At 73.0% G+C, this 19,991-nt stretch carries 15 protein-coding genes; 8 read left to right on the forward strand and 7 right to left on the reverse strand.

The window, feature by feature from the left end:
* Positions 1-35: 35 nt before the first annotated feature.
* Together AC060L_RS19400 and fxsT are read left to right on the forward strand one after the other, a co-directional pair.
* Positions 36-1,490: a TIR-like protein FxsC gene (locus AC060L_RS19400; RefSeq protein WP_483800055.1), complete on the forward strand. Its 1,455-nt coding sequence runs from the start codon at positions 36-38 to the stop codon at positions 1,488-1,490.
* A complete protein-coding gene (fxsT, locus tag AC060L_RS19405; RefSeq protein WP_483800056.1) occupies positions 1,480-5,544 on the forward strand; it encodes an FxSxx-COOH system tetratricopeptide repeat protein in 4,065 nt (1,354 codons plus the stop codon). Before AC060L_RS19400 ends, fxsT begins: the two co-directional genes overlap by 11 nt.
* A gap of 70 nt (positions 5,545-5,614) precedes the next feature.
* Here the strand turns inward: fxsT and AC060L_RS19410 are convergent, their stop codons facing one another.
* The 3 genes from AC060L_RS19410 to AC060L_RS19420 all read right to left on the reverse strand — a co-directional run bounded on the left by AC060L_RS19410 (position 5,615) and on the right by AC060L_RS19420 (position 8,506).
* A complete protein-coding gene (locus tag AC060L_RS19410) occupies positions 5,615-6,490 on the reverse strand; it encodes an alpha/beta fold hydrolase (RefSeq protein WP_483800057.1) in 876 nt (291 codons plus the stop codon).
* A gap of 167 nt (positions 6,491-6,657) precedes the next feature.
* The gene (locus AC060L_RS19415) at positions 6,658-7,575 is read right to left on the reverse strand and encodes a DUF4231 domain-containing protein (RefSeq protein WP_483800058.1); all 918 of its coding nucleotides are present in this window, start codon (positions 7,573-7,575) and stop codon (positions 6,658-6,660) included.
* Between the two features lie 166 nt (positions 7,576-7,741).
* Entirely contained in the window at positions 7,742-8,506 is a 765-nt protein-coding gene (locus AC060L_RS19420) for an SIS domain-containing protein (RefSeq protein WP_483800059.1), read from the reverse strand.
* A 173-nt stretch (positions 8,507-8,679) separates the two neighbouring features.
* Between AC060L_RS19420 and AC060L_RS19425 the strand changes: the two genes are divergently transcribed.
* Positions 8,680-9,372, forward strand: a complete 693-nt coding sequence (locus AC060L_RS19425; RefSeq protein WP_483800060.1) for an iron-dependent transcriptional repressor DtxR — start codon at positions 8,680-8,682, stop codon at positions 9,370-9,372.
* A 548-nt stretch (positions 9,373-9,920) separates the two neighbouring features.
* On the opposite strand, the gene AC060L_RS19430 is transcribed toward AC060L_RS19425, so the two are convergent.
* Positions 9,921-10,643 (reverse strand): bifunctional DNA primase/polymerase, encoded by a 723-nt coding sequence (locus AC060L_RS19430; protein ID WP_483800061.1) that lies wholly within the window; start codon positions 10,641-10,643, stop codon positions 9,921-9,923.
* Between the two features lie 473 nt (positions 10,644-11,116).
* On the opposite strand from AC060L_RS19430, the gene AC060L_RS19435 reads away from it, so the two are divergent.
* Both AC060L_RS19435 and AC060L_RS19440 read left to right on the forward strand, forming a co-directional pair.
* A complete protein-coding gene (locus AC060L_RS19435) occupies positions 11,117-12,493 on the forward strand; it encodes an NsdA family TPR-like regulatory protein (protein ID WP_483800062.1) in 1,377 nt (458 codons plus the stop codon).
* A 391-nt stretch (positions 12,494-12,884) separates the two neighbouring features.
* Positions 12,885-14,135 carry a hypothetical protein gene (locus AC060L_RS19440; RefSeq protein ID WP_483800063.1) on the forward strand — a complete coding sequence of 417 codons (1,251 nt, stop codon included), beginning with the start codon at positions 12,885-12,887 and terminating at the stop codon, positions 14,133-14,135.
* Between the two features lie 101 nt (positions 14,136-14,236).
* Here the strand turns inward: AC060L_RS19440 and AC060L_RS19445 are convergent, their stop codons facing one another.
* Positions 14,237-15,364 (reverse strand): ABC transporter substrate-binding protein, encoded by a 1,128-nt coding sequence (locus AC060L_RS19445; protein WP_483800064.1) that lies wholly within the window; start codon positions 15,362-15,364, stop codon positions 14,237-14,239.
* Between the two features lie 305 nt (positions 15,365-15,669).
* On the opposite strand from AC060L_RS19445, the gene AC060L_RS19450 reads away from it, so the two are divergent.
* A complete protein-coding gene (locus tag AC060L_RS19450; protein ID WP_483800065.1) occupies positions 15,670-16,188 on the forward strand; it encodes an SCO4402 family protein in 519 nt (172 codons plus the stop codon).
* 119 nt (positions 16,189-16,307) lie between these two features.
* A complete protein-coding gene (gene purU / locus AC060L_RS19455) occupies positions 16,308-17,186 on the forward strand; it encodes a formyltetrahydrofolate deformylase (RefSeq protein WP_483800066.1) in 879 nt (292 codons plus the stop codon).
* A 30-nt stretch (positions 17,187-17,216) separates the two neighbouring features.
* On the opposite strand, the gene AC060L_RS19460 is transcribed toward purU, so the two are convergent.
* The gene (locus tag AC060L_RS19460; protein WP_483800067.1) at positions 17,217-18,344 is read right to left on the reverse strand and encodes a maleylpyruvate isomerase mycothiol-dependent enzyme family protein; all 1,128 of its coding nucleotides are present in this window, start codon (positions 18,342-18,344) and stop codon (positions 17,217-17,219) included.
* Positions 18,341-18,901, reverse strand: a complete 561-nt coding sequence (locus AC060L_RS19465; protein WP_483800068.1) for an RNA polymerase sigma factor — start codon at positions 18,899-18,901, stop codon at positions 18,341-18,343. Before AC060L_RS19465 ends, AC060L_RS19460 begins: the two co-directional genes overlap by 4 nt.
* 345 nt (positions 18,902-19,246) lie before the next feature.
* Here AC060L_RS19465 and AC060L_RS19470 point away from each other — a divergent pair, with 345 nt between their 5' ends.
* Complete coding sequence (locus AC060L_RS19470) at positions 19,247-19,681, forward strand: ATP-binding protein (protein WP_483800069.1); 435 nt, start codon at positions 19,247-19,249, stop codon at positions 19,679-19,681.
* Positions 19,682-19,991 lie beyond the last annotated feature (310 nt).

The raw sequence follows: 19,991 nt of genomic DNA on the forward strand, positions 1-19,991 counted from the left end.
GAGCAGTGCTCGGCAGGCCCCAGGGGGAGGCGCGAGTGAACGCCGCTGCAGGCGGGCAGAATGCCTCGGCGAGGCCGCACTTCTTTCTCAGCTACGCGCACCTGCCCCCGGTCGGCACCCGCAACCCGAACGTCCGGGTGACCAGGTTCTACCAGGACCTCTGCGAGGCGGTCCTGCAACTGACGCCGCTGCCGACCTCGGACCCGATCGGGTTCATGGACGAGACCATGCACCAGGGTGACGACTGGGCCGCGAAGATCTCCGAGGCGCTCGCCACCTGCCGGGTGTTCGTCCCGCTCTACAACCCCCGGCTGTTCCGCAGCATCCCGTGCGGCCAGGAGTGGTACACCTTCGCGCAGCGCTCGGCCGGCGCACCCGGCGGGCCGGTCCGCAACACCGCGATCGTGCCGGTGCTCTGGGTCGGCATGCGGCCCGAGGCGCTGCCCCCGGTGGCGGCCGCCGTCCAGTTCAAGCACCTGGGCTTCCCCGACGAGTACATCACCGACGGCCTGTTCGCGCTGATGGCCCAGCGCCACCACCGCGAGAAGTACGAGCAGGTGGTGTACAAGCTGGCCCGGCGGATCGTCGAAGTCGCGCTGGAGACCGTGATCCCGGTCGTCGAGCCGGTCGACTTCATCTCCAGCCCCTCGGCGTTCCCCAAGGTCTCCCCGGGCGACCAACTGACCATCGCGGTCCTCTCGTTCAAGAGCTCCGAGGTGCCGCCGCACCGCGATCCGGGCTACTACGGCGCCGGACGCACCGACTGGCAGCCGTACGAGCGCGGCGGTGCGACGGCGCTGGCCGAGCAGGCCGCCAAGCTGGCCAGGCAGTGCGACCTCAACCCGCGCATCCACGAGTTCGACGCCGCCGCCGCCCGGCTGATGGAGCTGGAGCACCCGGGCGGTCCGGGCGTCGTCCTGGTCGATCGCTGGGTCCTGGAGGATCCGCAGCGCCGTGAGCTGGTCCGCGAGTTCGCCCGCCGCAACCCGGCCTGGGTGACCGTGGTCGAGCCGTGGAACCAGGACGATCCGCAGTGCGTGGCGTACAGCGCGCTGCTGACCGCGCTCAGCGACGAGGTGCTGCGCCAGCGCGGCAAGGTCGCCCGGCCCACGTTCCGCCCGGTCGTCGCCGACGGCGGGGACGCGGACGGGATCCCCACCGCGCGGGACTTCGGCGTCGCCTTCCAGCACGCGGCGATCCGGGCGCAGCGGGCTTTCAAGGAGCGCGGCCTGCGCCGCCCGGGCACCACCGGCGACGGTCGCCCCCGGCTGCGCGGCGCGTTCGGACCGCTCTCCCGGGCCGGCTTCGGCCGGACCGCCGACTCCGGGGACGGCGACCCGGACCACGATCCGGACGGCTACGCGGACGACGACCCCGACAGCGACAGCGACAGCGACAGCGACATGGACACCGGCACGGACACGGACACGGCTGCGCGAAGCGGCAGCGACACCGACGAGTACGACGACGGAGGCAACCATGACGTCTGATCGGACCCGCAACCTCCGGGTGGGTGGGCGGAGTTCCGGCTCGCCGCTGACCGCACCCGGATCCGTCCCGGCGGCCGAGGAGGACCGCCAGGGCAGGATCGTCACCTTCTACTCGTACAAAGGCGGCACCGGGCGCACCATGGCGCTCGCCAACACCGCCTGGATACTGGCGGCCAACGGTCACCGGGTGCTCACCGTGGACTGGGACCTGGAGGCGCCGGGCCTGGCCAAGTTCTTCCACCCGTTCCTGGACGCCGCCGAACTCGACGCGGCCCACGGCGTGATGACGCTGATAAGCGACTACCGTGAGGAGGCGCTGCGGGAGACCGAGCTGCACGCCGACCCGCTCACCGAGCCGGAGCGCTACCAGCAGGAACTGCTCGACATCGGCCACCACCCCGGCTGGCACCTGGACTTCGCGAAGGTCGCCGGGCACGCCCTGCCGCTCTCCTGGAACGGCTTCCCGACCGGCGGCAGCATCGACTTCCTGGCCGCCGGCCACCAGGACCGGGACTACTCCGGCACGCTCGGCAGCCTGGACTGGGACCTCTTCTATGAGCGGTTCGACGGCGGGCAGTTCTTCGACGCGCTCCGCGCCGACATGCGCAAGCGCTACGACTACGTGCTGATCGACAGCCGGACCGGCCTGTCCGACACCGCCGAGATCTGCACCGTGCAGATGCCGGACGACCTGGTGGTCTGCTTCACGCTGAGCGACCAGAGCATCGACGGCGCCTCGCGGATCGCCCAGCACATCGCGGACCGCTACCGCGACCGCGGGATCCGGATCCTGCCGGTCCCGATGCGGATCGACGACTTCGAGAAGGACAAGGCGGACGCCGGCCGCTCGCTGGCCCGGATCCGCTTCGACGGGCTGCCGTCCGGCCTGAACGACGAGGAACTCGTCCACTACTGGGGCTCGGTGGAGATCCCGTACCGGCCGTTCTACGCGTACGAGGAGATCCTGGCCAGCTTCGGCGACAAGCCGGGCACGCCGACCACCATGCTCTCGGCCTGCGAGCGGCTGACCGACATGCTCACCGAGGGCCGGGTCTCCGCGCTGCCGCCGATGGACGAGGAGGTGCGGCTGCGCTACGTCGAGGCGTTCACCCGGCGGCGCCCGGCGGTGCCGGCCGACGTCTACCTCAGCTACGTGCCCGAGGACCGGATGTGGGCCGACTGGATCGAGCACGTGCTCGCCGCCGCCGGTTTCCGGGTGATGCCCAGGGACGTCGGCGCGGGCGCCGACACCCGGGTCGAGACCGAGCGATCGGTGGACGCCGCGTTCCGCACCGTCGCGGTGCTCTCGCCCGCCTACCTGCGCTCGCCGCAGGCAAGGGCGCTGTGGGAGTCGGTGGCCGGCTCGGACCCGGCCGGCACCCGCCGCCAGCTGATCCCGGTCCGGGTCGGCTCGATCCCGCTCGCCGCGCCGTTCAGCAGCCGCAACCCGGTGGACCTGGTCAACCTCAAGGAGCTGCAGGCCCGCAGCGCGCTGGTCAAGGCGCTCGGCCGGGAGGAGGTGCCGGCCCTCGACCCGAACTCCGGACCGCGGTTCCCCGGCACCCAGCCGGGGATCTGGAACGTCCCGCCGCGCAACACCTACTTCACCGGCCGGCACGAGGTGCTGGAGCGGCTGCGCAACCAGCTCGGCGGCGGCACCACCGCGGTGCTGCCGGTGCCGCAGACGCTGTACGGGCTCGGCGGCGTCGGCAAGACCCAGGTCGCGCAGGAGTACGCGCACCGCTTCATGGCCGACTACGACCTGGTCTGGTGGGTGGCGGCCGAGCAGGAGGACGAGATCCAGGGCCAGCTGGCCGAGCTGGCCCGCAGGATGGGCAAGGCGACGAACGAACCGGTGGCGCTCGCGGCCGAGATCGCGCTGGACGAGCTGCGGCACGGCGAGCTGGCCAAGCGCTGGCTGCTGATCTTCGACAACGCGGACGAGCCGGCCGAGATCCGCCGGTACTTCCCGAGCAGTTCGGGCCACATCCTGGTCACCTCGCGCAACCAGGCCTGGTCCACCCACGCCGAGGCGCTCACCATGGACGTCTTCACCCGCCGGGAGAGCATCGAGCACCTGACCCGGCGCACCGGCGGCGCGCTGGAGCGGGCCGACGCCGACGCGGTGGCCGAGGCGGTCGGCGACCTGCCGCTCGCCGTCGAGGTGGCCGGTGCCTGGCTGAAGGCGACCGGCACGCCGGTCGGCGACTACATCCAGGCGCTGCGCTCGGAGGCCGCCCGGGTGCTGGAGCTGGGCCGTCCGGTCGACTACCCGATGACGGTCGGCGCGACCTGGCGGGTCTCGATCGGCCGACTGCGCCAGCAGTCGCCGGCCGCCGCCCGGATGCTCCAGCTCTGCGCCTACTTCGCGCCCGAGCCGATCTCGATGAACCTCTTCTACAGCGACCAGATGATCCGCGCGCTGGTGCCCTTCGACCCCGGTCTGAGCGACAAGTTCCTGCTCGGCCGGGTGATCCAGGCGATCGGGCGGTACGCGCTGGCCAAGGTGGACGCCGGGAGCAACAGCATCCAGGTGCACCGGCTGGTCCAGGAGGTGATCCGCTCCGAGATGACGCCGGAGGAGCAGACCGAGACCGTCCACGAGGTGCACCGGATCCTGATCGGCGCCCGGCCGGTCGTCGGCGACACCGACGAGCCGGCCAACTGGCCCGCGTTCGAGGAGATCTGGCCGCACCTCTCGCCGTCCCGGGCGCACGACTGCGACGAGCCGGACACCCGCGAGCTGATGATCGACCGGGTCCGCTACCTGTGGAAGCGCGGCGAGTTCGCCCAGGGCCGCCGGATCGGCCACCTGCTGGACGACGCGTGGACGGCGAAGCTCGGCGAGGACGACCCGCAGACGCTCCGGCTGCGCTTCCAGCTCGCCAACGTGATGCGCTCCCAGGGGCAGTACCAGGAGGCGGTGGACCTGGACCAGGACACCCTGGACCGGCAGAGCCGGGTGCTCGGCGAGCAGCACCCGTACACGCTGATCACGGCCGGCTCGCTCGGCGCCGACTGGCGCGCGCTCGGCGAGTTCCGCAAGGCGCTGGAGCTGGACCGGGTGACGCTGGAGCGGTTCCGCGAGCAGTTCGGCGAGGACCACCCGCGCACGCTGTCGATGGCGAACAACCTGGCCATCGACTTCCGGCTGGTCGGCGACAGCAAGGCCGCCCAGGAGCTGGACCAGGACACCCTGGACCGGCGCTCGCTGGTGCTCGGCCCCAAGCACCCGTACACGCTCTCGGTGAAGTCCAACCTGGCCCGCGACCTGCGCGAACAGGGCGACTACGAGAACTCGGTGACGATCCACCAGGAGGTCGCCGAGGCCTACTCGGAGATCCTGGACATCGACGTGCCGGAGACGCTGCGCAACGCGAAGTCGCTGGCCGTCTCGCTGCGCAAGGCGGGCCGGCAGGCGGAGGCCCGCCGGCTCACCAAGGAGACGTACGAGCGCTACCTGGAGCGGTACGGCGAGAACGCGCCCGACACGCTCGCCTGCGCGCTCAACCTGGCCGCCGACTACAGCGCGGGCGGCGACAAGGACGCCGCCCGCGACCTGGCCCGGCAGGTCTTCGTCGGGCACCAGCAGCTGTTCGGGCCCGAGCACCCGTTCACCCTGGCCTGCGCGAACAACCTGGTGATCTACCTGCGCGGCAGCGGCAGCGTGGAGGAGGCGGTCGAGCTCGGCCGCCGCACGGTCGGCACGCTGACCCGGGTGCTCGGCGCCGAGCACCCGTTCACGCTGAACGGCATGATCAACCTGGCGAACGCGTACGGCGACCTCGGCCACTTCGCCGAGGCCGAGCGGCTGGAGCAGGCCGCGTACCACGGGCTCTGCGAGCGCTACAGCCCGCGCCACCCGGACGCGGTCGCCTGCCAGGCCAACCTCGCGGTCACGCTGCGCGGCTCGGGCCGCGGCAACCAGGCCGCCGAGCTGCGGGCCAGGGCGGTCGCCGAGCTGATCCGCCAGCTCGGCGAGGAGCACCCGAACACGGTCTCCGCGCGCGGCTGGAAGCGGATCAACCGGGACCTGGAGCCGCAGCCGGTCTGATCCGATCCGGGGCCCGCACGTCGCCGACCGGTGACGTGCGGGGCCGGGCCGGGGAGCCGGGAGAGGGGGCTCAGTCGTGCCCGCCCGCCGCCCACTTCACGGCGGCGGTCAGCACCCGCAGCGAGCCGAAGTGCGCCGCGCCCGGCTCCACGAAGAGCGTCGCGTCGGGGATGTGCGCGGCCAGCCAGCGCGAGTGGTCGATCGGCGACCACATGTCGTCCGCGCCGTGCCAGAGCCAGGCGGCGGCGGTGATGTCCTGCACCTTGAAGCCCCAGCCGGTGGTGAACGCGAGCGCGTCGTCGATCCAGCCGTCGGCGTTCTGCCGGAACGCCTCGCGGTAGTTGCTCTGCAGCATCCGGCGGATGCCGGCGTCCGAGACCACCAGCCGGTCGGAGCCGACCAGCTCCCGGCGCAGGCCGGCGAGCAGCGCGCTCGGGTCCTCCCGGATCCGGCGGGCGCGGTGCTCTATCGTCGCGGCGATCCGCAGGTGGTCGAGCTCGGCGGCGCGGTAGTCGCGGATGTTGGCCGTGGTCATCCCGCCGTACCAGTCCAGGTCCTCGGCGTCCCACGGCGCCAGGCTGACCAGCGCCGCGACCCGGTGCACCCGGCCCGGCAGCAGCGCGCCGCAGGCGAGCGTGTGCGGCCCGCCGCCGGACCGGCCGACCACGGCGAACCGCTCCAGCCGCAACTCGTCGGCGATCGTCAGCACGTCGGCCGCCGCGTGGGCCACCTGGCGGCCCTTCAGCCGGTCAGAGCCGCCGTAGCCGGGACGGTCGTAGGTGATCAGCCGGACCCCGAGGTGGTAGAGCACGGTGGCGCGCGGGACCGGCCCGAGCCTGCTGCCCGGGGTCGCGTGCAGCAGGAAGACCGGCCGGCCGGTGGGGTGTCCGAAGGTCTGCACCGCGAGGGTTCGTCCGTCGGCGGTCTTGACCAGTCGTGGCTGCACGCCGGACCTCCATCAGTCGGGGACAGGAACGGGAACGGGAACGGGAACGGAGACGGGCACCGGGATCAGGGATCCGGCGCACGGCAGGCTGCGTGGTGCGGGCTGGTGCGGGCCGTGCGGGGGCGGCGCTGTGCCGGTGCCTCGAAGGTCGGTCGCAGGCCCACGGCTCAGCCGCGGACCTCGCGGCGGGCCTGCCAGGTGGTGTGCTCGCGCGAGACGGCGTCCTCGGCGTCTCTGGCGAGCCGGGCCCAGAGCTCCTCGGCGTCGCTCGCGGCGAGGTCGAGCTGGGTCAGCTGGACCCGGATCAGCTCCAGCTCGTCCGCCGCCAGCCGGTACGCCGCGGCCAGCGGCCGGTACTGGCGCAGCTGCGCCCAGGCGGCCACCGAGGCGGCCACCGCCGAGACGGTGCCGAGCGCGTCGTAGGAGAACCAGCCGAGTGCCCGCAGCACCGCGAGCGCCAGGCCGAGGGCCGGCAGCACGATGCCGAGCAGCTCGGTGAGCCGGCCGGCCCGGTCGCAGTAGGCGCCCTTCGCGCGGTACCAGTCGTGCTGCACCTGCACCCGCTCGGTCAGGTAGACGTCGCGGCGCACCGCCAGCGGCTGCGCGCGCAGGCCGCGCATCGCCGCAGTCACGCCGGCCCGCTCCTCGGCGTCCGCCGGCACCGCCCGGCTGTGCGCGAAGCCGTGCAGGATGCCGCGCAGCTGGAGGTCGTAGAGGCCCTCGGCGTCCGGCAGCGTGGTCGGCGGTGGCTGATACGCGTCGGCCCGCACCGCGAACTTCCAGGCGAGCGTCTTCAGTGACTCGGCGGCGGCCCGGCCCTCGTACCAGAGGCCCTGCGGGTTCTGCCGGCTGATCAGCACGGCCGCGCAGACGGTCGCCAGATAGGCCACCGCCGCCGCCCAGGCGTACGGCCTGCCGTCGGCCGAGCCGGCCGCGGCGGCCGCGGTGAGCAGCACCAGCTCCCAGCGGCCGAGTCTGATCGAGCGCTGCTGGCCCTGCAGCGAGGCCGCGTCGGCGACCCGGAACAGCTCGGGCAGCAGCTCGGCCTCGCGGACGAAGCCCGTGGATCGTGCCCCGGCTGCCATCCGGTCCCCCCGTAGCGCTGGTGTCCGTCCGCCGTGGACGTACTGCCCCGGGCGGAGCAGGACTACGCCCGGCGTCGGGGCCAGTATGGACGCTCGGCGCGGTCGGGCACAGGTCTGGTACGAGCCGTTCTTACGTGAACCTGACGCTACGTCAGGAGAGTTCCGCTCAGAAGGCGTAGAAGATCCGGTCGGCGTTCTCGGCCATCAGCTTGGCGTTCCAGTCGGTGCCGCCGTCCACGTTGCCGGAGCGGAACAGCGGCGGCGCGTCGCCCTCGCCGCGCTGCGCGCGGTCCGCGAGCCGGCCGACCGCACCGGCCACCACGGCCTGCATCAACGCGCTGGTCACCACGGTGGAGACCGGGCCGAAGGCGGTGGCCGCGCCGGGGTGGCTGAGCTCGCCGTCGCCGACCGCGATCTTGTTGTCCAGCACCACGTCGCAGTGGTCCTTGAGGTACGTGCCGGACGGGTGCTGCGAGCTGACCTGGCCGGGGTACGCGAGCGAGGTCACGCCGACCACGTGCATCCCGCGCGCGCGGGCGTGCGCCGCGAGCTCGACCGGCATGATCTGGCGGCCGGAGAGCGAGATCACGAAGAGCAGGTCACCGGCGGTGGCCGGGGTCAGGTCGAGCGTCGCGGTGGCCAGCCCGGAGACGCGCTCCAGCGCGCTGCCGAGCGGGGCCGGCATCACGTTGACGCCGGTCGCGCCGGGGACGTTCAGCAGGTTGAAGACGACCAGGCCGCCGGCCCGGTAGACCACGTCCTGGGCGGGGAGCGAGGAGTGGCCGGCCCCGAAGGCGAAGATCCGCCGACCCTCGGCGACCGCGTCGGCCAGCAGGGCCGCGGCCCGCCCGATGTTCTCCGACTCCTCGGTGCGGACCCGCTGGAGCTGGGCCACCGCGGCATCGAAGTACCGATCGACCAGGTCGTCCATGGAGATCTTCCCTAACCGCCAGTGGAGAAAGCTACGGCGAGCACCGTGCTGCCTGGACGCCCTTGCTGTCAACAGGGACGAATCCGCGTGGGAAGGGCACCGCGGCGGGACCGGTTGTCCGTCCGGTACGTCAGAATTGGCGATGAGGACCCCGAGGAACGGAGCCGGCGGCGATGTCTGGGCTGATCGATACCACTGAGATGTACCTTCGCACCATTTTGGAGCTGGAGGAAGAAGGCGTCGTCCCCATGCGCGCCCGGATCGCCGAGCGGTTGGAGCAGAGCGGGCCCACAGTGAGCCAGACGGTGGGCCGGATGGAGCGTGACGGGCTGCTCCAGGTCGCGGGCGACCGCCACCTGGAACTCACCGAGGACGGGCGCAGGCTCGCGGTGCGGGTGATGCGCAAGCACCGGATCGCCGAGTGCCTGCTGGTCGACGTGATCGGCCTGGAGTGGGAGGAGGTGCACGAGGAGGCCTGCCGCTGGGAGCACGTGATGAGCGAGACGGTCGAGCGCAAGGTGCTCGCGATGCTCGGGCACCCGACCCAGTCGCCGTACGGCAACCCGATCCCCGGGCTGGACGAGCTCGGCGACACCAAGGCCGAGGGCGAGGGCTTCGACGCCGCGCTGGTCACGCTCGACGCGCTGCGGCCGGGCGACGACGGCGCCAGCGTCGTGGTGCGCCGGATCGGCGAGCCGATCCAGATGGACGAGGAGCTGATGCGCACGCTGCGCCGGGCCGGGATCCGCCCGGGGGCGACGGTGCAGGTCGCGTCCTCGGTCGGCGGCGTGCTGGTCGGCAACGGTGCCGACGCGGCCGAGCTCGGCAAGGAGATCGCCGCGCACGTCTTCGTCGCGCAGACCTGACACCGGGTGCGTCGCGTTCGTTCCCCGATCGCGATCCGCTCCCGCTCCCGATCCTGACCCGATCGTCCCGAGGCCGGCAGCCGTGAGGCCGGGCCCGGCGCGTCCCCGCGCGCCGGGCCCGGCGGTTTCCCTCCCGACCCCCGTCTCCCGCCCGGGCCCCCGGCCCTGGTGGGATCCCTCCCTGTTTCCCCCCGCTTTCCCCTCCGCGCCACGCCCGGCTTCCCCGTCCAGGCGTTCCCCCGGCTCCCCCGGCTCACTGCCCCCGTGCTCGCCGCCCCCGGTTCTCTGTCTGCGCCCTGAGCTGCCCCTTTCGTAGTGATTTGCGCCCTTGGCGCTTCGCAGCAATTCATCCCCTCGGCAACTGCCGGCAATCCTTGAGCGCTGTCACTCGTACGAGCGGCTTGCCCGGCTGACCAGGGGGTATGCGGGTGCCTTATCCACACCCGGAGCCACACCCCGAGCCGCACCCCGGGGCGCGACGCAGGCCGGACGGCGGGCCCCGGGGTCCGGAACCCGCCGTCGGCGGTCGCCGTGCGGGGCCGCCGGTGTCAGCGCGCGCCCGCCGGCTGGCTCGGCTGCGCGGAGCGCAGCGGCAGCGCCTCCCGGCCGCAGGCGTAGGCCAGCGGGTTGATCAGCTCGCCCGCGTCCGGCAGCCAGCGGTTCAGCGCGGACGGCGGCCGGGCCCACTGCGCGAAGCTGTACGGGCCGACCCGGGAGGGCGGCGCGACGATCCAGTCGCCCTCGCCGCGCGCCACCAGGTCCAGCCGGCCCGGGCCCCAGCCGAGCTTGCGCAGCATGTCCGGCAGCTTGGCCAGCACACCGGGGAGCACCAGGAAGAGCAGCCGGCGGCCGCGCCGACCGGGCGCGCCCGGTACCGAGACCACCGGGCCGAGCTGGAGCTCCATCCGCTCCATCCGGGCCAGCGCCAGGCAGCCGGCCGCCTCCGGCACGTCCAGCACGTCGAAGACCCGTCCGGTCGGCAGCAGGATCGAGGCGTTCGGCGTCTCGGTCCACCAGCGCCGGACCACGCCCGGCCCGGCGCTGGCGCGGCGGAGCCAGTCCTGGGTGGTCGGGTGCGCACCCGGCAGCGGGCAGCGCGGGTCGCCGCACGAGCAGCGGACCGGTCCGTCCCCCTCGATCAGATGGCTGCCCGGCACGACCTCCCAGTGCCGGTCCTCCGCGTATCTCACCGCCTCCAGCAGCAGGGGTGAGATCGGCTTGCCGTCACTGTCCTGGTTCGGGGCTCCTGGCGTGTCTTCCACGTGCTGCACAACTACCGGCCATGGGACCGGTTACGGGCGCGTCGTGGCGGTGTGGCCGTCAGGCGTGAATGTCACTCGAAACGGTGAGCAGGGCGGGTGGCTCGCTCCGTGCGCCCCCTGAATGCTCCGTGGCGTGCGGTGGCGCCGACCCTGGCGGACCCTGGCGCACGCCATGGCGGTGCAGAGTGCGGAAGATGGCGCTCCGCAGGCGTTGGGGCGGCGTTGGGGTGGCGTTCGCCAGGTGTCGTCCGGACGGGCGCAACGGGGGCGCACGGGAGCATTTTTGAGGGCGCGCATGGGGAACAGGTCGTCCGCATGGGTATCCCGATGGTGTCGTTGATCGCTAACCTGGCCTCAAGTTCCTTCACTGGCCGGGTAGTCGGCACGCCGTGACAGTCCATCCGGAGCGGCGATCCGGCACCAGAGCAGCAGAATCGACGCCCGCCGGCGGGAACCGGGAGGGCGCTGGGGAGGCGAAGCCCATGGCCGCGAGACCACTCGTCGCACGACAGCCCAACGAGCGCCTGCAGTCGCTGATCCAGGAGGCGAGCTGCTCCAACGCGGGTCTCGCCCGCCGGGTCAACCTCTGCGGTGCCGAGCACGGGCTGGACCTGCGCTACGACAAGACCTCGGTCGCGCGCTGGCTGCGCGGCCAGCAGCCGCGCGGCCAGGCGCCGGCGGTGATCGCCGAGGCGCTGGGCCGCAAGCTCGGGCGCGGTGTCACCGTGGACGAGATCGGCATGGCCGACGGAAAGAACCTCACCTCGGGCGTCGGCCTGCAGTTCGCCGCGACGCTGAGCGGCGCGCTGGAGCAGGTCTGCGAGCTGTGGCGCAGCGACGTCAGCCGCCGCGACTTCCTGACCGGGGCGTCGGTGGCCGCCTCCGCGCTGGTCGAGCCCAGCCGGGACTGGCTGATCACCCCGCCCGACCCGGTGGTGGCCCGGACCGGCGGCCCGCGGGTCGGCCTCTCCGACGTCGCGGCGATCCGGGCCACCACCGAGATGCTGGTCGATCTGGACCACCGCTTCGGCAGCGGCCACGTGCGCCCGGTCGTCGTCCACTACCTGAACAGCGTGGTCTCCGGGCTGCTCAGCGGCGGCTACCGGGAGGAGACGGGACGCAAGCTGTTCGCGGCGGTCGCCCGGCTGACCGAACTGGCCGGCTACATGGCGGTGGACACCGGCCAGCCCGGCCTGGCCCAGCGCTACTACATCCAGGCGCTGCGGCTCGCCCAGGCCGCCGACGACCGCGGCTACGGCGGCTACGTGCTGGCCGCCTCGATGAGCCACCTGGCGGCCACCCTGGGCAACCCCCGGGAGATCGCCCAGCTGGCGCGCGCCGCGCAGGAGGGTGCCCGCTCGGTGGCCACCCCCACCGCGATGGCGATGTTCTACGCCGCCGAGGCGCGCGGCCACGCGCTGCTCGGCGACGCCCGGTCCTGCGAGCTGGTCGCCGCCCGTGCGGTGGCCGCGATGGAGCAGCGCCGGCCGCAGGACGACCCGGACTGGATCGCGCACTTCGACGAGGCCTACCTGGCCGACGAGTTGGCGCACTGTTACCGCGATCTGGAGCTGGCCAAGCAGGCCGAGCGGCAGGCCAGGATCGCGCTCGAACTGCACCCGGCGACCCGGGTCCGCCGCCGCGCGGTCGATCTGGTGCTGCTCGCCACCGCGCAGTTGCAGCAGCGCGAGATCGAACGGGCCTGCGAGACCGGGGCGCAGGCGATGCGGCTGCTCGGCGGGCTGCGCTCGAACCGGGGCGTGGAGTACCTGGACGACTTCCGCCGCAGGCTGGAGCCGTTCCGGGACCACCGGGTGGTGCGGGAGTTCCAGCAGCGGGCGGAGTCGGAGGCCGCTTGAGATGACGGTTCGTCGGCTGACGTATCGTCTACCGGGCGCTGTTCGTCTGCCGGACGGTGTTCGTCCGCCGGGTGGTGTTCGCCTGTCGGACGGTGTTCGTCCGGCGGCGGATGCCCGGAGGTGGACGAACCGCCGCCGGGCGGGATGGTCGGACCGGGTCCCCGGTCCGCCCGCGTAGTCACCCGTAGCGGTGAACCGGTAGCGTGGGCGGGACGTTCCGAGGAACCCCAGCAGAAGTGTTCCGCCGTCTCCGCCGCCAGCGCGCGGAAGAACCGAGGAAGGCCCGGGTGCTCGTACCGGAGAGACAGGGCGGGCGGTCCGACCGACGGACCGCCCGATTGCCCCAGGTGGCCCCGGTGCGCCCGCAGCCGTGCACAGGTGAGGATTCGCGTTGAGCCAACGCCGCTCGTACCCCAACTCCGGTGACTTCAATCTGGACGACCTGTTCCGCCCGGAGCCGGCCGCAGCGCCGGAGCCACCGGCCCCCGCCGCACCGGCCGGGCCGCCCGCAGGCGCGCCCTGGCAGGAGCAGTCGGCCGGGTATCCGGCGGCCCCCGCGGCACCGGAGACGCAGTACCTGCCGCCGTACCCGACCAATGACCCGGCGGGGGGCGGCGCGCCGGAGTACCAGGGCGGCGGCTACCAGGGTGCCGGCTACCAGGGCGCCGAGCACGGCGGCCAGCCGGGATTCCCGGTCCAGCCGCCGGTGCCGCCGCAGTACGGCGGCGGGCAGCCCTCCTACGGCGGCCAGTCGTCCTTCGCCGGCCAGCAGCCCGGTCAGCAGCAGCACGGCCAGCAGCCCGGCCAGCCGTTCGCGGGCCAGGGCCACGACGGCCAGGGCTACGAGGGCCAGTCCTTCGGCGGCCAGCCGTACCCCGGCCAGAGCTACCCCGGCCAGGGCTACGGCGCGCAGCAGTCCTACGGCCTCGCCGAGCAGACCACCCAGCTGGGCCGGGCCGGCGCCCAGGGCACCGACACGGGCCGCGAGCGCTCCTCGCGCCGGATGGTGATCGGTGGCGTGGTCGCCGTCTGCGCGGTGGGCGGCATCCTGGTCGGTGTGCTGGCCGGCAGCGGCGGCAGCACCGCCAAGACCGGCGGCACGGCCACCACACCGGTCGCCAAGACGGTGGGCGCGAGCGGCGCCTCGGGCGCGTCGGCCTCCGGCAGCCCCGCCGCGGCCGCGCTGAGCCCCGACGCGCAGGCCCAGGCGCAGGCGCTCTCGACCCTGCTCGGCACCGCCAATGCCAGCCGCCAGGCCGTGATCGGCGCGGTCGCCTCGCTGCAGAAGTGCGACAACCCGGCCGCTGCCCAGACCGCGCTGACCCAGGCGTCCGCCCAGCGCAAGGGGCTGCTGACCTCGCTCGCCGCGCTCAAGGTGGACAAGCTGCCCACCGGGCAGCAGCTGGTCACCCAGCTGAACCAGGCCTGGCAGGCCTCGGCGAACGCCGACGACGCGTACGCGGCCTGGGCCGGCGACGACATGCAGGCCTGCGACCCGACCAAGCAGGGCGACAACCCGCACCGGCAGGCCGGCAACACCGCGAGCGGCACCGCGAGCACCGCGAAGCAGCAGGCCTCCCAGCTGTGGAACGCCATCGCCCAGCAGGCGAGCCTGCCCTCCCTCGGCGACTCCCAGCTCTGACCCACCGCAGACACCGACGAGTGCGCGCCCGTGGCCGGTGGCCACGGGCGCGCACTCGTCAGTAGCGGTCGGTCAGCTGCCGGCCGGCGGTTTTTCGCCAGTCAACACCCCACGCACATCCACGAAACACCGAAGCCCGGCTGCTGCTCGCCGAGCCGGCCGGCCTGGACCTGCTGGAAGGTGACCCAGGTGTTCACCAGGCGCGGCGTGTCGGCGCTCGCCAGCATGCTGGTCAGACCCCAGCTGAGCGGCGGGGTGGCGCCGCCGGTGTCGATCTCGTCACCGCTGTCCAGCTCGTCGCGCAGCGCCTTGGGGGTGAGCTCCTGGTTGCCGTGCTCGCCGTCGGTGAGCTTCTGCACGGCGTCCAGGAAGACCTGGTAGGCGACCCAGGTGGTCTGCACACCGGGGTCGGAGACGTCGATGGTCGCGTCGGCGGCGGCGTGGGTGCGCACCGTCTCGCGCAGCGGGTCCCAGACCTTGGACGCCTCCGGCGGGTACCAGCTGGTCACGTAGGCGCTGCCGAGCGGCCCGCCGTCGCCGCCGGTGCTGTCCACCACGGACTGCTGGAAGCTGCCGATCACCGAGGCGAGCCGGGTGTTGGTGTGGCTCTGCCGGCGGTAGGAGTCGAGCAGCGTCTGGGTCGGCACCGGGCTGAGCGCGACGGTCACGCAGTTGCCGGGCAGGTCGGCGCCGATCGCCAGCTGGGTCGCGGTGGCGTAGTTGTCGGACTTCTCCGGCACCTTGATGTCCACCGGCCGGACGCCGGCCGGGGCGAGCGCACCGGCCAGGTAGCCGACCATCGCGTCGCCCGCGGGCGTGTCGGGCCGGATCAGCGCGACGCTCTTGCAGCCGGCCTGCACCAGCTGGCGGCCGCTGCCGGCGACCAGCGCGGGCAGGCCGCCGGCCACGGGGTAGGAGAGCGGGCTGCTGTACTCCGGCGCCGAGAGGCCGTAGCCGCCGAGGTAGGGAATGCCGGCGGCCTCCAGGATCGGCATGAAGTTGTCGCCGTACTGGCTGTACGAGCCGATCACCGCGACCACGTGGCTCGCCACGGCCTGGTTGGCGCAGGCGGCCGCGCCGTCCGCGGTGTTGTGCTCGTTGCAGGTCAGGACCTTGAGCGGGCGGCCGGTGAGACCGCCCTGCCCGTTGACCTCCTGGCCGATCGCCTGCGCCAGCATGGTCATGCCGGGGCGATCGGCGGCGCCGGTGTTGGACGGGGACCAGGTCATCACGGTCAGGGCGCCCTTCGGCCCGGCCGCGCCGGCCGGGCCGCCGCAGGCGGTGGTACCGAGGAGTAAGGGCAGCAGAGCCGCTCCCGCGGCGTACGCCAGTGGACGCCGGCGTGTGGGCCGGCGTCTGTGTATCGGTACCTCGGTCATCCTGGCTTCCCCTCCGTGGACCTGCTCCGGGGCCAGCCTCGATGGGGGTTCACACGGCAGGAGGGCAGCCGTGCGAACAATTGGTAAACGGCTGGCGAACTCGATATGCGGACGCGTGTAGAGGCTTACATTCCGGGAACGTACGATCATCTGTCATGCCGGTCAGCACAGAATCTTCGGAGAGCTCCGCTCGAAACCCTTCTCGTCCGGGGCGCCGCTCCAGCACGATGGGCGGCATGCCGCTCAACGATCTGCCATGGTGGCGCTGGCGCGCCCGGTTGCGCTCCGCCCTCCACATGCTCGCCGACCCCGTGTTCCAGTACGAGTACTGGGCGACCGGCCGGGACGGCTACGGCGACGTCACGGACGCCGTGTACCGACTGGTCGAGGACAGCTGGCTGGACCGCTGGTCCGCCGAGAAGTACATCGGCACCGTGGTCCGGGACGCCGCCGAGGCGGCCCTGGTGGACGCCGCGGTGCTCCAGGTGCTGCGGGTGCTGCACGAGGTGGGCGCCGACGCGCCGGCCACCGTCTACTTCGCGCACCCGGACTGGCCGGCGGCCGTCGCCGCGGCGCGCGAGGCGCACCTGCTGCTCGCGACGAACGACGGCGAGGACCCGCTCGCGCCGCCGCGCTCGCTCGAAGTGCTGAGGATTCTCACCCGCATCAACTGACCGGCCACCGAATGGCCCGAGTTGTGCAAGCCTGGGGGGATTCAGTGACGATCCGGCGGTGACGAGGCGGTCGATGGCGACGCGGTCGATCCGACGGCGATGAGAAGTAGGGACCAGTGGTGGAGCAGCAGACCGCGACCGAGCCGACCCAGTACGTGCTGACCCTCTCCTGCCCGGACAAGCGGGGGATCGTCCACGCGGTCTCCAGCTACCTGTTCATGACGGGCTGCAACATCATGGACAGCCAGCAGTTCGGCGACCGGGACGCCGACAGCGGGCTGTTCTTCATGCGGGTGCACTTCACCGCCGAGACCCCCGTGACGGTGGAGGGCCTGCGGGCCAGCTTCGCGGCGATCGGCGCGTCCTTCGGGATGGACTGGGCGATCCACCCGGCCGCCGAGAAGATGCGGATCCTGCTGATGGTCAGCAAGTTCGGGCACTGCCTGAACGACCTGCTGTTCCGCGCCTCGATCGGCGCGCTGCCGGTGGAGATCGCGGCGGTGGTCTCCAACCACACCGACTTCAAGGAACTGACCGCCTCCTACGGGATCCCCTTCGTGCACATCCCGGTGACCCGGGAGACCAAGGCGGCCGCCGAGCGGCAGCTGCTCGACCTGGTGGCCGAGGAGCGGGTCGAACTCGTCGTGCTGGCCCGCTACATGCAGGTGCTCTCGGACGACCTGTGCAAGGCGCTGTCCGGCCGGGTGATCAACATCCACCACTCCTTCCTGCCGAGCTTCAAGGGCGCCAAGCCGTACCACCAGGCGCACGCCCGAGGCGTGAAGCTGATCGGCGCGACCGCCCACTACGTGACGGCCGACCTGGACGAGGGGCCGATCATCGAGCAGGAGGTCGCCCGGGTGCAGCACGACGTCACGCCGGACCAGCTGGTCGCGCTCGGCCGCGACGTCGAGTGCCAGGCGCTGGCCCGCGCGGTCAAGTGGCACAGCGAGCACCGGGTGCTGCTGAACGGCACCCGCACGGTGGTCTTCGGCTAGCTCTCGCGGTAGGTCAGCGCCCGGGGCGCGTCAGGGCCGCGAGAGCAGCGGCACCGCGGTGAGCAGCTCGCGGATCGCGGCCCGGTCGCCGTACTCGCCGACCGGGAGCCGATCCGGATCCCGGTGCGCGGCGGCCAGTTGGCAGAACTCCACGCCGTCCAGCACCAGTTCGGCGACCGTCTCGGCCGCTGCCGCGGCCGCTGTCTCGGGGGTCCCGGGCACGGCGTCCAGCGGGATCAGCCACTCGCCGCCCGCCGGGCCCTCGATCACCAGCTTGACCAGCCGGGGCGGTCCGGCCTCGCGCGGCGGTCCGGCGTACTCCGCCTGCCGCTGCCCGGCCAGCGCGCCGGGCAGCATCCGGGCCGCCAGGTCGACCATCTGCCGCAGGTGCGGCGGTGCGGGCACCGCGTAGGGGTAGTCCACCGCGCGGGCGACGTCGTCGGCGTGGATCCAGGTCTCGAAGGCGCGGTCGATGAAGGCGTCCCGGACCGGCACCCGGACCGGCCCGTAGTCCACCTCCGCGGTGGTCTCCGGATCCACGCTGCGCAGCACGGCCAGCGTCTGCTGGCGCCACATCGCGCGGACCGCGTCGGTCGGCCGCCCCGCCTGCTGCTCGGTCAGCCGGTCGCTGCGCTCGACCAGCCGGGCCCAGGGGTCGGCCGGCCGGTCGCCGCCGCCCTGCGCCGGCACCCGCGGCTCGTCGGCGCCGAGCGGGTCGGGCAGGCCGAGCGCGACGGCGAGCAGGCCGTCCACGGCGGCCAGATGGCACAGCACCTCGGCCGGACGGCGGCGCAGTATGCCGCCGTGCCACGGAAGCTCGGCCAGCTCCTGCCACTCGGCCCGGCCCAGGTCGCGCAGCAGCGCGTCCAGCCTGGCGGTCTCCGCCGCGTACGGGACGGCCCAGGGCGCGAGCGGGTGTTCGGCGCCGCGCCGGGTCAGGCAGTGGTCGAGCACCTGCTGGCGCAGCCCGTCCGGCTGGTCGAGCGGGTCGTCGGAGCGGAGCCGGGCGGCGGCGCGGCGCAGCCGGTCGCCCTCCTCGGCGCACTCGGGGCACTGCCCGAAGTGCTGCTCCAGGCGGTCCGTCTCCTGTGCCAGGCAGGCCCGCAGCGCCCAGGCCCCGAGCAGGCCGCGCAGTTCCTCGTGCTCCTGCTCGGTCATCCGCCTGCTCCAGCCACTTCGCCGACCCCGCTGCCCGTACCGCTCGCGTCGACCCCGCCACCCGTGCCGAACTCCAGCTCGGACGCGATCAGTTGCAGCCCGAGCCGGAGCCGCTGACGGGCCACCTGCTCGCTGATGCCGAGCTGGCGGGCGGTCTCCTGGTAGGTGCGGCCGTCGAACCAGGTGGTCTCCAGCGTCTCGCGCAGCGCCGGCGGCAGCCCGGCCACCACGTACTGCGCCTGCGCGCCGGCGGCCCGCTCGTCGATCTCCTGCGGCAGCAGCTCGCCGCGGCGCAGGCGCTCCACCGAGCGCCGGTGGGTGAGTTCGCCGACCCAGGAGCGCAGCGAGCGCTCGGCCGGGTCGAACTGCTCCGGATGCTCCCAGAGCTGCCCGAAGACCTCACGGGTGATCTGCGCGGCGGCGGCCTCGTCGCCGAGGATCCGGCCGGCCAGGCCGTGCACCAGCGGCGAGAGCTGGTCGTACAGTTCGCCCAGCGCGCTCTCCTCGCCGCGGGCCAACCGCGACCGCATCTGCTGGTCCCAGTCCGGGGCGGTCATGGCTCCACGGTATAGCGGCCGGGCGGCCGCCGGGGCCCAATTACCAGAAGATCAGATGGTCCGGGACCGGATCGGACTCGCAACCGGAACGGCTAAGGATCGGCTCAGGATCCAGGCCCGGCGACACGCCCGGTGGCGGGCGTGGGAACAGTCGTGGGACCGGACGGTTCATCAGACCAGTAGGAGGGGCCGTTCGAGTGTGGCTGGACATATGTCGCACGGGTGGTTTCGCCGCGTGGCCGCCATCGGCTACCGGGGTCGGGGCGGTAGGTTCGAGACCCGTCCCTGTGCGGGGCCCGCTTCGGGTCGGCAGGCACAGTGGCCAGTGATGCAGGTGGTGCAGCGGTGCAGGTGCTTCAAGTACAGCTGGCAGTGGCGGCCGATCCGGCCGAGGTCGGCCGGGCCCGCCGGTGGGTCAGGACCCGGTTGCTCGCGCTCGGTGTGGACCCCGAGCAGACCTTCGCCGAGACGCTGGTGCTGGTCGTCTCCGAACTGGTCACCAACGCGGTGGTGCACACCGGCCGGCCGGCCCAGCTGCGACTGCTCTGGCCGCAGGAGGCCGGACCGCTGCGGATCGAGGTGTCCGACGCCAGCGGCACCGCTCCGCTGCCCCGGCATGCCGCGGGGGACGCCACCAACGGGCGCGGACTCGAGCTGGTCGACCTGCTCTGCACGCGCTGGGGCTGGTATCCGCAGGGCTCGGGCAAACTGGTCTGGTGTGAGATCGAACGCGGCGAGCCGGTCGGGCTGGACCGAGACCGTCAGGTGCTCAGCGCCTGACACTTTGTGTGCTGACGTCCCTTTCAGGCGTTGATGGGTGGTCGGTCGATGGCTGATCATCGATGCTCGGCAGGCCGAAATCGAGCGCAACCATTCCGAATTTCGGACAAAGCATTGACGTGTCGTATCCAGCTGATCACTCTTGGGTCAGCTCTCCGTCGCGAGGGGACGCCAAGGGGCTTTGGCCTGGGGGATCGGCCTTCGAGCCGGTCGGCCGCAGTGCTCCTTGGCGAGTGCGGAGCGCCGCAGTGCGGGTTCAGGGCCCGTACCCGGTGGCCGCGCTGACCATGGGTCGGCGCGGCCACCGTAC

This window comes from Kitasatospora sp. NEAU-69 (assembly GCF_057158765.1).